The following is a 14,113-nucleotide window of genomic DNA, read 5'->3' on the forward strand; positions in this document are numbered from 1 at the left end:
CCCCGCGTACGTCGGCTGGCGGTGGGCCGTGACGGTGACCCGCGCGTCCCGCGCCAAGAACGTCACGGTCAGCGAGTGCGTCCTGCTCCCCGGCGGCTGGACGCAGGTCGTCGGCGCCGAGAACGTCGCCGGGCAGGCCATCAGGTTCCGCAGGACGGCCCGGGGGCAGGTCATGCACGCCCTGGTCAACGGGACCGCCGGGATCGTCTGGTTCGAGGACGGGCGCCCGCAGTCCGTCCTGGCCTTCACGGTCGCGGAAGGCAGGGTCACCGCGATCGACATCCTGGCCGACCCCGACCGCCTCGCCGCCCTCGACCTCGTCTACTCCGGCTGACCCAGGGTGGCGGGGAGGGCCGAGACGGTGAGGGTCGTCATGCCCTTCAGGGCGTCGAGGACCGCGGGGTGCGGGGCCGCGTGGACGGTCGGGAGGATCGGATCGTCGGGGTAGGCCAGGGCGTCGGCGGAGGCGGAGAAGCGCACGCCCGGGTCGCGGGGGTCGAGGCGGACCCACAGGTCGTCGATGAGGGCGGCGGCCAGGCCGTGGACGAAGCCGGTGCGCTGCTGGTAGCACAGTCCGGCCTGGATGCCGCCCGCGCGCAGGAGGGCGACGTAGGCGTGGGACTGGGCGAAGCACAGGCCCGTGCGCTGTTCGAGGACGTCGGAGGCCCGCCACGGGACGCGGGTGTCGCCGGTGTCCATGGAGTGCGGGATCCGGTCGCGGACGTACTCGAAGGCCGCCCGCGCGTAGGCGACGTCGTCGCCGGTGCGCAGTTCCGAGGCGATCGACTGGACGAGCGGGTGCTCGAAGTCGATCGCCTCGGACGCGGCGAGGTAGTCCCAGGGTTCGGCGTCGAAGTCCATCACAGGCCGAGGAGCGCCTCGATGCCGACCGTGAGGCGTTCGAGCTCGGGGACCTTGCGGACGGCGAGCAGCACCCCGGGCATGAACGACTCGCGGTTCATCGAGTCGTGCCGGATGGTGAACAGCTCGCCGTGGCCGCCGAGAACGACCTCCTGGTGGGCGACGGCGCCGGACATGCGGACGGCGTGCACGCGGACGCCGTCCACGTCGGCGCCGCGGGCGCCCTCGACCCCGGAGGTGGTGGCGTCCGGGGACGGGGCGACGCCCGCCTCGGCGCGGGCGGCGGCGACCAGCTCGGCGGTGCGGTAGGCGGTGCCGGACGGGGCGTCGGCCTTGTTCGGGTGGTGCGTCTCGACGATCTCGACGGACTCGAAGAACGGGGCAGCCTTCTGCGCGAAGTGCATCATCAGCACCGCGCCGATCCCGAAGTTCGGGGCTATGAGCACGTTCCCGGACGACTCGTCGGTCAGCCAGGAGCGGACCGTGTCGAGCCGGGACGGGTCGAAGCCGGTGGTGCCGACGACGGCGTGCAGGCCGCGCTCGACGCACCACCGGAGGTTGTCCATGACCACGCCGGGGTGGGTGAAGTCGACGACGACCTCGGCGGCCGCCAGCGCGTCGAGCGCCTCCCCCTGGTCGACGGCGGCGACGAGCTCCATGTCGTCGGCTCCCTCGACGGCGCGGCACACCTCGGCGCCCATCCGGCCCTGCGCGCCCAGCACCCCGACCTTTGTCACGTGTTCCTCCTGGTTGGCGTCGCCCCGAGCCTATCGTCAGAAGCGCTTGCCCAGCTCCCGCGCCTCGGCGTGCGCGGAGCGGCGCCCGGTCTCGGCGTCGGCGGTGGCGAGGTTCGGGCGGAACTCCACGGTGCCGATGTCGGTGATCCCCGTCCAGCGCAGCCAGCCCTCCAGGAACGGGGCCTGGTGGTCGCGGCCGAACGCGGACCCGCGGCCCTCCCCGTAGACGGCGCTGGTGTAGACGACGGCGGCCTTCTTGCCCTCCAGCAGGCCGCTGTAGCCCTTCTCGGGGTCGAAGCGGAACACCCAGCCGGGCTGCGAGACCACGTCGATGAACTGCTTGAGGATGTAGGGGACGCTGGAGTTCCACATCGGGACGCTGAACAGGTAGCGGTCGTAGGAGTCGTAGCGCTCGAAGACCTCCCGGGCGGCCCGCCACGTGGCGGCCTCCGCGCCGGATGGCTCGTTCCCCGCGAGCACGGTCATCTTGGCGCCGGCCCCGGCGGGGCCGAACGCGGGAAGGCCGGCCTCCCACAGGTCGAGGTGGTCGACGGCGTCGCCGTGGGACTCGCGGTAGGCGTCGAGGAACGCGTCGGCCAGCGCCAGCGACTCGGACGCGGCGCCCCGCGGGGACGCGGAGATGTGCAGCAGACGGGACATGAGGGTCCTCTCACCAGAAAATACGGACCAAGGTCCGCTTACTCCTCTGGAGATTAGCGGACCCTGGTCCGTTTAACAAGCGAGCGGTACGTCAGGCTCCGAACTCGCGGTCCCCCACCGGGCCGATCACGGTCAGGGCCTGCGGGCCCGCCAGCACGTCGCGGGCGATCGCGCGGACGTCGTCGGGCGTGACGGCCTCGATGCGCGCCAGGACCTCGTCCACCGGCAGCAGCGACTCGTAGACCAGCTCGCTCTTGCCGATGCGGCTCATCCGGGAGCCGGTGTCCTCCAGGCCGAGCACCATGGCGCCGCGCAACTGGCCCTTGCCGCGCTCCAGCTCCTCGTCGTCCAGACCGTCGGCGGCCTTGGCCAGCTCGTCCCGGCAGATCGACAGGACCTCCTCGGCCTTGGCCGGCTGGCAGCCCGCGTAGACGCCGAACACGCCGGAGTCGGCGTACTGGGCCGTGTAGCTGTAGACGGAGTACGCCAGCCCGCGCTTCTCGCGGATCTCCTGGAAGAGCCGGGACGACATGCCGCCGCCGAGCGCCGCGTTCAGCACGCCGAGCGCGAACCGCCGCTCGTCGGTACGGGACGTGCCGGCGCCGCCGATGATGATGTGCGCCTGCTCGGTGTCCTTGTCGATCACCACGCTGCGCGGGTCCAGCGGGACCGGCGCGCCGTTCAGCCGGGGCGCGGCGGGCACGGCGTCGCCGTGCAGGTGCTCGGCGAACGCCGCCGACACCAGCCGGACCGTCTCGTCGTGGTCGATGTTGCCCGCCACGGACACCACCAGGTTCGACGGGACGTAGTGCTGCCGGTAGTAGCCGTGGATCCGGTCCCGGGACAGCGCGTTGATCGACTCCTCGGTGCCGAGGATGGGACGCCCGAGCGGGGTGTCGCCGTACAGCGCCGTGGAGAACTCGTCGTGGATCAGGTCGCCCGGGTCGTCGTCGCGCATGTGGATCTCTTCGAGGATCACGCCGCGCTCGGCCTCGACGTCCTCGGGCCGGTTCAGCGACGCCGCCACCATGTCGGAGACCACGTCCACCGCGAGGGGCAGGTCGGAGTCCAGGACCCGCGCGTAGTAGCAGGTGTACTCCTTGGCGGTGAACGCGTTGAGGTCGCCGCCGACCGCGTCGATCGCCGCGGAGATCTCCAGCGCCGACCGCCGCCGGGTGCCCTTGAACAGCACGTGCTCGAGGTAGTGGCTGGCTCCGGCGTCGGCGGGGGCCTCGTCGCGGGAGCCGACCGCCGCCCAGACGCCGAACGCCGCGGAGCGCACGGTCGGCATCGTCTCGGTGATGATCCGCAGCCCGCCGGGCAGGACGGTGCGGCGGACCGCGCCGGCGCCGTCGGAGTGGATCGTGGTGGTGGTGCCGGGCTCCTGCGCCCTCGCCGGCAGGGTCACGTGTCGCTCACATTCCGTCGGGGGAAAGCGGCCGGCCGGCCGGTCCGCAGCCTCATCGCGCTGCGGACCCGGCCGGCCGGTCATGGGTTCTGATCAGGAGTTGCGCTGGCCGGCGTCGTCGTCGGACCCGCGGCGGGTGCGGCGGCGGCGCGGACCGCGCCGGTCGTCGTCGCGGCGCTCCCGGCGCTCGCCGGACTCGCCGTCACCGGAAGCGGGCGCGGAGGCAGGCTCCTCGCCGCCGTCCGCCTCGGCCTTCCCGGCGGCCTCGCGCTCGACCACCTCGACCGGCACCAGCGACAGCTTGCCGCGCTGGTCGATCTCGGTGACCTCGACCTGGATCTTCTCGCCGACGCCCATCACGTCCTCGACGTTCTCGATCCGGGCGCCGCCGTGCAGCTTGCGGATCTGCGAGACGTGCAGCAGGCCGTCCTTGCCGGGCAGCAGCGACACGAACGCGCCGAACGTGGTGGTCTTGACGACGGTCCCGAGGAACCGCTCGCCGACCTCCGGCATGTGCGGGTTGGCGATCGAGTTGATCGCCTGCCGCGCGGCCTCGGCGGACGGCCCGTCGGTGGCGCCGACGTAGATCGTGCCGTCGTCCTCGATCGTGATGTCGGCGCCGGTGTCGTCCTGGATCGAGTTGATCATCTTGCCCTTGGGGCCGATGACCTCGCCGATCTTGTCGACCGGAACCTTGATCGTGATGATCCGCGGCGCGTTCGGGCTCATCTCGGCGGGCGCCTCGATGGCCTCCTGCATCACGTCCAGGATCGCCAGGCGGGCGCCCTTGGCCTGCTTCAGCGCGGCGGCCAGCACCGAGGCCGGGATGCCGTCGAGCTTGGTGTCCAGCTGCAGCGCCGTGATGAGGTCACGGGTGCCGGCGACCTTGAAGTCCATGTCGCCGAAGGCGTCCTCGGCGCCGAGGATGTCGGTCAGCGTGACGTACTCGTCGCCCTCCTTGATCAGACCCATCGCGATGCCCGCCACCATCTGCCGGAGCGGGACGCCCGCGTCCAGCAGCGACATGGTGGACGCGCACACCGAGCCCATCGAGGTGGAGCCGTTGGAGCCGAGCGCCTCCGACACCTGCCGGATCGCGTACGGGAACTCCTCGCGCGAGGGCAGCACCGGGATCAGGGCGCGCTCGGCGAGGGCGCCGTGGCCGATCTCGCGGCGCTTCGGGGAGCCGACCCGGCCGGTCTCGCCGGTGGAGTACGGCGGGAAGTTGTAGTTGTGCATGTAGCGCTTGGTGCGCTCGGGGTTCAGCGTGTCGATCGTCTGCTCCATGCGGAGCATGTTCAGCGTCGTCACGCCGAGGATCTGCGTCTCGCCGCGCTCGAACAGCGCCGAGCCGTGCACCCGCGGGACGACGTGCGCCTCGGCGGTCAGCTGGCGGATGTCCTTCGAGCCGCGGCCGTCGATGCGCAGCCCGTCGCGGATCACGCGCTCGCGGACCAGCTTCTTGGTGACGGCGCGGTAGGCGGCGGAGATCTCCTTCTCGCGCCCCTCGAACTGCTCGGCGAGCTTCTCGGCGGCGGCCGCCTTGATCTCGTCGAGCCGGGACTCGCGCTCCTGCTTGCCGGCGATGGTCAGCGCCTGCGCCAGGTCTCCGCTGACCGCGTCGGTGACGGCGGCGAGCACGTCGTCCTGGTAGTCCAGGAAGATCGGGTACTCGGCGGTCTCCTTGGCGGCGACGGCCGCGAGGTCGCTCTGCGCCTTGCACAGCGCCTTGATGAACGGCTTGGCCGCCTCGAGGCCCTCGGCGACGGTCTCCTCGGTGGGCGCGGTCGCGCCCTCGCCGACGAGCTTGATGGTGTCGCGGGTGGACTCCGCCTCCACCATCATGATCGCGACATCGCCGTCGGCCAGCACCCGGCCGGCCACGACCATGTCGAAGGTCGCGCGCTCCAGCTCGGGGTGGGTCGGGAAGCCGACCCACTGGCCGTCGATCAGCGCGACGCGGACGCCGCCGATCGGGCCCGAGAAGGGCAGGCCCGCCAGCTGCGTGGACATCGAGGCGGCGTTGATCGCCACGACGTCGTACAGGTGGTCGGGGTGCAGCGCCATGATCGTCTCGACGACCTGGATCTCGTTGCGCAGGCCCTTGGCGAACGACGGGCGCAGCGGCCGGTCGATCAGCCGGCAGGTCAGGATGGCGTCCTCGGACGGACGCCCCTCGCGGCGGAAGAACGAGCCCGGGATGCGCCCGGCGGCGTACATCCGCTCCTCGACGTCCACGGTCAGCGGGAAGAAGTCCAGGTTGTCCTTGGGCTTCTTGGACGCGGTGGTCGCCGACAGCACCATCGTCTCGTCGTCGAGGTAGGCGACGGCGGAGCCGGCCGCCTGCCGGGCCAGCCGGCCGGTCTCGAAGCGGATGGTGCGGGTGCCGAACGTGCCGTTGTCGATCACGGCTTCGGTGGTCTGCGCACCGTCGATGCGCACGGCTTCTGTCACGGGAAACCTCCTCATGGGTTCCATGTCGGTCCTCGCGGCCGTTTCCCGTTGGCTGTCACGCTGCCGGTCTTCGATCGAAGCACCCGGATCGAGAGCGCCGCCGACGCGGCGGAACGGATCCGGAAGCCACTACCGAGGACCGGCCCGCACCAGCGGTGTCCGCGAGGCTTGTCTGAAATTGGGGCCGGGGCCGGGCAGGCCCGCCGGCCGTAAAAGGAAGGGAGTGGCCCGGCGGGCCACTCCCTCACCCTGCTAGCGCCGCAGCCCGAGTCGCTCGATCAGCTGCCGGTAGCGGTTGATGTCCTTGTTCGCGAGGTACTTCAGGAGCCGGCGACGACGGCCGACCAGCAGCAGCAGGCCGCGGCGGCTGTGGTGGTCGTGCTTGTGCTCCTTGAGGTGCTCGGTCAGATCGTTGATGCGGCGCGTCAGCAGCGCGACCTGGACCTCCGGGGATCCGGTGTCACCCTCAGTGGTCGCGTACTCGGCGATGATCTGGTTCTTGGTGGCGGTGTCGAGCGACACGTGGCTCCTTCGATGGATTCGTCACCCGCAGATCCAGGCCCGGTGGGCGCACGGGTCCGCATGGTGCGTGTTAAGAGGGTGGCGGGCCGCATGAGGGTGCAGCCAGCCGCGCCGGGGCCCTTCCCGGCGACTATTCACCGTACCACGGCGTGTTGGCTGCAAGCCCGGCCCGAGGTGCTCGCCTGGCGGCTCGCACCTCGACCGGTCTTGGGCGAGCGCGACCTCGCTTCGCGAGCTTCCCGGTGGGGGGCTCGCCTTCGGCATTGCCCCTACCGGTCAGGTTGCGTGCTCGCGTGACGGTCGAGGTCTCCTGCGCGAGCGCGACGGGGTTTCAGGCGGCTCAGGAGGTGATCTCGCGGGCTCGGGCCACGTCGCGGTGCATCTCCTCGATGAGCGCTTCGACGGAGTCGAACTTCAACGTGTCGCGGATGCGGGCGGTGAAGTCGACGGCCATGTGCTCGCCGTAGAGGTCGAGGTCGTCGCGGTCCAGGGCGTAGGCCTCCACGGTCCGCTCCCCCGCGCCCTCGAAGGTCGGGTTCGTCCCGATGGAGATCGCCGCCGGCCAGCGGAAGGCGGGGTAGCGGTCGGAGTCGCAGACCAGCCAGCCCCCGTAGACGCCGTCCGCCGGGATCTCCGTGTGCGGCATCGTCTCCAGGTTGGCGGTGGGGAACCCGAGCGCGCGGCCCCGCTGGTGGCCGCGCACGACGACGCCCTCGACGCGGTGCGGACGGCCGAGCGCGTGCGCCGCCGCCTCGACGTCGCCCGCGTCGAGCCGTCCCCTGATGTAGGTGGACGAGATCGTGTCGCCGTCGGCCACCAGCGGCATGCCCTCGGCCGTGAAGTCGTACTTCTCGCCGAGCTCCCGCAGCAGCGCCACGTCCCCCTTGGCCTTGTGCCCGAACCGGAAGTCCTCGCCGACGATCACGTGGGCGGCGTGCAGCCGGTCGACCAGCACCGACTGGACGAACTCGTCCGGCGGCACCTTCGACAGCTCCAGCGTGAAGGGCACGACCACGACCGCGTCGGTGCCGAGGCCCTCCAGCAGCTCGACGCGGCGCCTGGTCGTGGCGAGCAGCGGCGGGTGCGTGCCGGGCCGGACGACCTCGTCCGGATGCGGGTCGAACGTGATGACCACCGAGCGCAGCCCGCGGCGGCGCGCCTCCTCGGCGGCGGCGCCCACGATCCGCTGGTGGCCGCGGTGCACGCCGTCGAACACCCCGATGGTGATCACCGAACGGCCCCAGTCTGCGGGAACCTCGTCGAGGCCATTCCAGCGCCGCACCATGCTCTCCCTGCGTAGGACGTTCCTGTCAGGTACTTCTTTGCCGTCCTCAAGAGTGCCATGCGGGGGCCGGGTTGGTCGCACCCAGGGGGCGTGGTGTGCGGCACCCGCCCCCCGGCGCGTCCGGCGGACGGCGTCAGCCGGACTGGTAGACGACCAGCGACACCGCGATGTACTGCAGGACGTAGGCCGCCAGCGTGCAGGCGTGGAACACCTCGTGGAACCCGAACCAGCTGGGGAACGGGTCCGGGCGGCGCAGCCCGTACACCACTCCCCCGACGCTGTAGCAGATCCCGCCGAGCGCGACCAGGAGGCAGGCGGCCAGGCCCGCCCCGGACAGGAACTGCGGCAGGAACAGCACCGCCACCCAGCCGAGCACGATGTAGAGGGTGACGTAGAGGGCGCGGGGAGCGCCGATCCAGGTCGTCCGGAAGACGACCCCGGCGATGGCCCCGGTCCACACGATGGCGAGGACGGCCACGCGCACGCCGCCGTCCAGCGCCAGCACGGCGAACGGCGTGTACGTCCCCGCGATGATCAGATAGATGTTGGCGTGGTCGAAGCGGCGCAGCACCTCGATCAGCCGGTGCGACCGCTGCCGGTGGTACGTCCCCGAGATCCCGAACAGCATCCCCGACGTCGCCACGTACAGCGCCGACGCCAGCCGCGCCTCCCTACTCGGGCCGAGCGCCACCAGCACGAGCCCCGCGACGAGCACCGCGGGGAACGCACCCAGGTGCAGCCAGCCGCGCAGTCGCGGCCGCGTGGGGGACGCCACCGGGGGGTCGTCTTTCACCGTGGTCACGGACACCTCCTCACGAACCTACGCTTAAGTAGGTTACGCGACCGTAGGTTGGCGGCGCATCCCTTCCTCCGGTGATGCTCGCCACGGGACGGCACCGCGCTCGCCCAGGGTCAGGAGACGAACACCGCGAGGGACTTGGCGACGGGGCCCCGCTCCTCGACGAGCGCGAGCAGCGTCCCGTCCGGCGCGAAGACGCCCACCGGGCCGGGCCCGAGGCCGACGGCCGGCAGCCGCCCGCCGTGCGCGACCTTGCGGGCGTCGTCGTCGGAGACGTCCCGCCGCGGGAACACCGCCCCGACGGCCTCGGCCATCGGCAGGATCTCCAGCTCCTCGGCGAGCCGGTCGAGCGTGCGCGCCATCGACAGGTCGTAGGGCCCGACGCGGGTGCGGCGCAGCGCGGTCAGATGGCCGCCGCAGCCGAGCGAGGCGCCGAGGTCGCGGGCCAGCGCCCGGATGTAGGTCCCCGACGAGCACGACACCGAGGCGTCCACGTCGATCAGGCCGCCGTGCCGCCGGACGTCCAGCACCGTGAACTCGTCCACGGTCACCGGGCGCGCGGCGAGCTCCACGTCCTCGCCCTTGCGGGCCATCTTGTAGGCCCGCTCACCGTTCACCTTGATCGCGCTGACCTGCGGCGGGACCTGCTGGATCGTCCCGGTCAGCTCCGCGACGCCGGCCCGCAGCGCCTCCTCGGTGACGGCCTCGGCCGACGCGGTCGCGATGGTCTCGCCCTCCGCGTCGTCGGTGTTGGTCGACTCGCCCAGCCGGATCGTGGCGTCGTAGCCCTTGCGGGTCAGCGCGAGATGCCCGAGCAGGCGGGTGGCCTTCTCGATCCCGAGGACGAGCACTCCCGTCGCCATCGGGTCCAGCGTGCCCGCGTGCCCGACCCGCCGGGTCTTCGCCAGCCGCCGCATCTTCCCCACGACGTCGTGCGACGTCCAGCCGGCGGGCTTGTCCACGATGACGAGTCCCGAATCCATGCTCTTGCTTCACCTCGAAGACGGCGGGCGGACGGAGGACGGCGATTCTAGCCGTCCCTCACCCTTGCAGGTTCTCCCCAGGGCACGGCTTCGCTCCGGTCACTGGTCGGAGGGCAGAAGGGCGCGCAGCCGGTCGAGCGCCTCGTCGACCGGCCCTCCCCAGACGAACCCCGCCATCTCTCGGTGACCGCCGCCGTCGAGCGCCGCGCACACCTTGCTCAGATCGACGTGGCCCTTGGAGCGGGCGGAGAAGTACCAGCGGCCGTCGTCGGTCTCCTTGCACACGACGGCGACCTCGGCCTCATCGGTCCGGCGCAGCTGGTCGATGACGCCTTCGAGCTGCTCGTACGGCAGGCCGCGGCGGTCCGTGCGGGCGATCGCCGTCCAGACCAGGCCGCGGCCGCCCGCGGCGTCGCGTTCCAGCCGGGCCCGCGCCAGCGCGCCCGCGAGGACCTGCAGGTAGTCGAACGGGGCCCGGTCCCACAGCTCCCGGCTGACCGTCTCCGGCCGGACGCCCGCCGTCAGCAGCCGTCCTGCCAGGTCGTGGACCTCGGGTGTCGTGGAGGGGTACTTGAACGAGCCGGTGTCGCTGGCGAGCCCCGCGTACAGGCCCTGGGCGATGTCGCGGTCGAGCGGCACGCCGAGCCTGCGGATCAGTTCCTCGACCAGCACCGCCGTGGCGGCGGCGTCCGGATCGACCAGCCGCACGCCGCCGAACCCGGTGTTGGACGCGTGATGGTCGATGACGATCAGGGCGCCGGCCCGGTCGGCGGCGCCCGCGAGCGAGCCGAGCCGGGCGCGGCCCGCCGCGTCCAGCGAGATCATCAACTTCGGGTCGCGCGGCATCCGGGCCGGTTCGACCAGCATCTCCTGGCCCGGCAGGAACCGCAGGATCGCCGGGACGCCGAACGGCTCCCCGAACGAGGCCAGGCAGCGCTTGCCGCACGCGCGCAGCGCCTGGGCGAGCGCCAGCATCGAGCCGAGCGCGTCGCCGTCGGGGACCACGTGGCAGGCGAGGCAGATCTCGTCGGCCTCGCGGATCAGCTCGACCGCGCGGTCCCAGTCGAGCTCGGCGGACGCCCCGCCGGACCCGGCCGCGAGCCCGGGCCGGGACGGGGAGCCGGACCCGGCCGGAACGCCCGCCTCGAACGGACCGCCGGACTCGGACTCGGGCGGCACGCCGGACGCGGACGTCGCACCGGCCTCGGCATGCCCGTCGGACCTGGACGCCATGCCCGGCCCGGAGAGCCCGCCCTGACCGGACGGTGCGCCCTGACCGCAGAACGCGCCCGGTAGGGCGCGGGCCGCGGTCTCGGCCGGGCCGTTCACGATGACGGGCGTCCGGAGCGGCCGTCCTCACCGTCCCGTGCGGCGTCGTGCCCGTCGAAGCCGGCCTCGTCCTCGTCGAGGTCGTCGTCCTCGTCCTCGTCGGAACCGGGCTCGCGGTAGGGGTTGGCGTCCCCCGCGGGGGACGCGCCCTGCGCGGCCCGCGCGACCTCGGCGTCCTTGGCGCGCGCCTGGGCCAGCAGGTCGTCGATGTGCGCCGCGTTCTCCATCAGGGAGTCCATCACGAAGGTGATGCTGGGCGTGTGGCGGACGCCCGTCTTCCTGCCCACCTCCGACCGGATGACGCCCTTGGCGCTCTCCAGCGCGGCGGCCGTCTCGGCGCGCTCGCCGTCCGACCCGTACACCGTGTAGTACACGGTGGCATCGCGGAGGTCGTTGGTGATGCGGGTGTCCGTCACGGTCACGAAGCCGAGCCGCGGATCCTTGATCCGCCTCTCCAGCATCTCGGCGACGATCTGCTGGATGCGGTCGGCGAGCTTGCGCGCGCGAGCTGCGTCCACCATGATCGCACTCCCTTTCTATGGTCTGAGCGGGAAGGTCGGTTCCCGCTCCTTCATTGTGGGGCGGGGCCCGCCCGCGTGCCCGTCAGTCCTCGCTGCTGTACAGGCGCTGCCGGGCGGACAGCAGTTCGATCTCCGGCCGCCCGGCCACGAGCCGCTCGCACTGGTCGAGGACCTCGGTGCAGTTGGCCGCCGTGCCCGACACCACCGCCACTCCGATCTCCGCCCTGCGGTGGAGGTCGTTGTCGCCGGTCTCGGCGACGGCCACCGCCGGGAAGCGCTTGTGCACCTCGGCGATGACGGGACGCAGGACGGACCGCTTCTGCTTCAGCGAGCGGACGTCCCCCAGCAGCAGGTCGAGAGTCAGCGCACCCACGTACACCTGGTCGATCACCTCGAAGTCATCAGAGAGGGAACGACGGAGGTCATCCACCGTGTTCCCGGACATGACAGACGCCAGGCTAGAAGATCCGCCTGGCGCTTGGTCACCCAATTAACGATCACATCGTCGGCGTGCCCGGAAGGGCCGCCGGGCCGGCCGCCCGCGCGGCCCCCCGAGGGGCCGCGCGGACCTGCCGTCCGCCTCAGTCGCGGGGCTTCTCCCGCATCTCGAAGCACTCGATGACGTCACCGAGCTTGATGTCGTTGTAACCGACACCGATGCCGCACTCGAAGCCCTCGCGGACCTCGGTCGCGTCGTCCTTGAAGCGGCGCAGCGACGACACCGTGAGGTTGTCGGCGACCACGACGCCGTCGCGGACGAGGCGGGCCTTGGCGTTGCGCTGGATGATCCCCGAGGTGACCATCGAGCCGGCGACGTTGCCGATCCGCGGCACCTTGAAGATCTCGCGGACCTCGGCGGTGCCGAGCTGGGCCTCTTCGAACTCCGGCTTGAGCATGCCCTTGAGGGCCGCCTCGATCTCCTCGATCGCCTGGTAGATGATCGAGTAGTACCGGATGTCGACGCCCTCGCGGTCGGCCAGCTCCTGCGCGTTGCGCTCAGGCCGCACGTTGAAGCCGATGATGACCGCGCCCTCGGACGCCAGCGACAGGTTGACGTCGTCCTGCGTGATCGCGCCGACGCCGCGGCGGATGATCCGCAGGTTGACCTCGTCGCCCACGTCGATCTTGAGGAGGGAGTCCTCCAGTGCCTCGACGGAACCGGACACGTCGCCCTTGAGGATGAGCAGCAGCTCCTGCCGCTCGCCCCGCTCCAGGTCCTTGAACAGCTCTTCCAGCGAGCTGCTCTTGCGGCTCTTGAGCAGTTCGGCGTTGCGCTTGCGCGCGACCCGCTTGTCGGCGATCTGCCGGGCGACCCGGTCGTCCTCGACGACCAGGAAGTTGTCGCCCGCGCCGGGCACGGCCGCGAGGCCGAGCACCATCACCGGACGGGACGGGCCCGCCTCCTCGACGCTGTTGCCGTTCTCGTCGAGCATCGCCCGGACGCGGCCGTTGGCCACGCCGCAGACGATCGAGTCGCCGACCCGCAGCGTGCCGCGCTGGACCAGCACGGTCGCCACGGCGCCCCGGCCCTTGTCCAGGTGGGCCTCGATGGCCGAGCCCTGGGCGGGCATGTCGGGGTTGGCCTTCAGGTCGAGCGTGGCGTCGGCGGTCAGGACGATCGCCTCCAGCAGCCCGTCGATGTTGGTCCCCTGCTTGGCGGACACGTCGATGAACTGCGTGTCGCCGCCGAACTCCTCGGCGACCAGGCCGTACTCGGTGAGCTGCGCCCGGACCCGGTTCGGGTCCGCGCCCTCGACGTCGATCTTGTTGACCGCGACGACGATCGGGACCCCGGCCGCGGTGGCGTGGTCGATCGCCTCGGTGGTCTGCGGCTTGACGCCGTCGTCGGCGGCGACCACCAGCACCACCAGGTCGGTGGTGTCGGCACCGCGGGCACGCATGGCGGTGAACGCCTCGTGACCCGGGGTGTCGATGAAGGTGATCTTGCGCTCCTCGCCGTCGACCTCGGTCTCGACCTGGTAGGCGCCGATGTGCTGGGTGATGCCGCCGGCCTCGCCCGCCTGCACGTTGGCGTGCCGGACGGCGTCCAGCAGCTTGGTCTTACCGTGGTCGACGTGGCCCATGACGGTGACGACCGGCGGACGCGACTGGAGGTTCTCCTCGCCGCCCTCGTCCTCGCCGTACTCGATGTCGAAGGACTCGAGCAGCGCGCGGTCCTCGTCCTCGGGGCTGACGACCTGGACGTCGAAGTCCAGTTCGAGCCCGAGCGCCATCAGGTCGTCGGGGTCGACCGACTGGGTCGCGGTGACCATCTTGCCGAGGTGCATCATGATCGCGACGAGCGACGCCGGGTTGGCGCCGATCTTCTCGGCGAAGTCGGTCAGGGACGCGCCCTGCGGCAGCCGGATCGTCTTGCCGTTGCCGCGCGGAGCCGAGACGCCGCCGACGGCGGGCGCCTGCATGTTCTCGAACTCTTGACGACGCGCCCGCTTCGACTTGCGTCCGCGCGCCGGGCGCCCGCCGGGACGCCCGAAGGCTCCCTGCGTGCCGCCGCGACCGCGACCGCCGCCACCGGGACGGGGGCCGAAGCCGC

The 14,113-nt window shown here is 71.8% G+C and carries 14 protein-coding genes; 1 reads left to right on the plus strand and 13 read right to left on the minus strand.

The window, feature by feature from the left end; genetic code table 11:
• The coding region (locus AB0K37_RS33780; RefSeq protein WP_363987906.1) for a DUF3027 domain-containing protein at positions 1-334 on the plus strand (334 nt) is incomplete at its 5' end.
• On the opposite strand, the gene AB0K37_RS33785 is transcribed toward AB0K37_RS33780, so the two are convergent.
• The 13 genes from AB0K37_RS33785 to infB form a co-directional block, all read right to left on the minus strand.
• Complete coding sequence (locus tag AB0K37_RS33785; protein WP_363987908.1) at positions 322-861, minus strand: transglutaminase family protein; 540 nt, start codon at positions 859-861, stop codon at positions 322-324. The genes AB0K37_RS33780 and AB0K37_RS33785 overlap by 13 nt on opposite strands.
• On the minus strand, positions 861-1,598 hold the full coding sequence (gene dapB, locus AB0K37_RS33790) for a 4-hydroxy-tetrahydrodipicolinate reductase (protein WP_363987910.1): 738 nt from the start codon (positions 1,596-1,598) through the stop codon (positions 861-863). Before dapB ends, AB0K37_RS33785 begins: the two co-directional genes overlap by 1 nt.
• A 36-nt stretch (positions 1,599-1,634) precedes the next feature.
• Complete coding sequence (locus AB0K37_RS33795) at positions 1,635-2,258, minus strand: NAD(P)H-dependent oxidoreductase (RefSeq protein WP_363987911.1); 624 nt, start codon at positions 2,256-2,258, stop codon at positions 1,635-1,637.
• A 91-nt stretch (positions 2,259-2,349) separates the two neighbouring features.
• Positions 2,350-3,666 (minus strand): pitrilysin family protein, encoded by a 1,317-nt coding sequence (locus AB0K37_RS33800; protein WP_363987913.1) that lies wholly within the window; start codon positions 3,664-3,666, stop codon positions 2,350-2,352.
• Positions 3,667-3,759: 93 nt separating this feature from the next.
• Entirely contained in the window at positions 3,760-6,102 is a 2,343-nt protein-coding gene (locus AB0K37_RS33805) for a polyribonucleotide nucleotidyltransferase (RefSeq protein WP_363987927.1), read from the minus strand.
• A 270-nt stretch (positions 6,103-6,372) separates the two neighbouring features.
• Positions 6,373-6,642, minus strand: a complete 270-nt coding sequence (rpsO, locus tag AB0K37_RS33810) for a 30S ribosomal protein S15 (RefSeq protein WP_067792110.1) — start codon at positions 6,640-6,642, stop codon at positions 6,373-6,375.
• Positions 6,643-6,982: 340 nt separating this feature from the next.
• The gene (locus AB0K37_RS33815; RefSeq protein ID WP_363987915.1) at positions 6,983-7,924 is read right to left on the minus strand and encodes a bifunctional riboflavin kinase/FAD synthetase; all 942 of its coding nucleotides are present in this window, start codon (positions 7,922-7,924) and stop codon (positions 6,983-6,985) included.
• Positions 7,925-8,060: 136 nt separating this feature from the next.
• Entirely contained in the window at positions 8,061-8,729 is a 669-nt protein-coding gene (locus AB0K37_RS33820; RefSeq protein WP_363987917.1) for a hemolysin III family protein, read from the minus strand.
• Positions 8,730-8,839: 110 nt separating this feature from the next.
• Positions 8,840-9,709: a tRNA pseudouridine(55) synthase TruB gene (gene truB / locus AB0K37_RS33825; RefSeq protein ID WP_363987919.1), complete on the minus strand. Its 870-nt coding sequence runs from the start codon at positions 9,707-9,709 to the stop codon at positions 8,840-8,842.
• A gap of 99 nt (positions 9,710-9,808) precedes the next feature.
• Positions 9,809-11,038, minus strand: coding sequence for a bifunctional oligoribonuclease/PAP phosphatase NrnA (locus AB0K37_RS33830; RefSeq protein ID WP_363987921.1), 1,230 nt, complete (start codon positions 11,036-11,038; stop codon positions 9,809-9,811).
• Positions 11,035-11,559, minus strand: coding sequence for a 30S ribosome-binding factor RbfA (gene rbfA / locus AB0K37_RS33835; protein ID WP_363987923.1), 525 nt, complete (start codon positions 11,557-11,559; stop codon positions 11,035-11,037). Before rbfA ends, AB0K37_RS33830 begins: the two co-directional genes overlap by 4 nt.
• 82 nt (positions 11,560-11,641) lie before the next feature.
• The gene (locus tag AB0K37_RS33840) at positions 11,642-11,950 is read right to left on the minus strand and encodes a DUF503 domain-containing protein (protein ID WP_363987924.1); all 309 of its coding nucleotides are present in this window, start codon (positions 11,948-11,950) and stop codon (positions 11,642-11,644) included.
• A gap of 190 nt (positions 11,951-12,140) precedes the next feature.
• A partial coding sequence (gene infB, locus AB0K37_RS33845) for a translation initiation factor IF-2 (protein ID WP_363987925.1) occupies positions 12,141-14,113 on the minus strand: 1,973 nt, incomplete at its 5' end.

Source organism: Actinomadura sp. NPDC049753, assembly GCF_040674655.1.
Classification (GTDB): Bacteria; Actinomycetota; Actinomycetes; order Streptosporangiales; family Streptosporangiaceae; genus Spirillospora; species Spirillospora verrucosospora.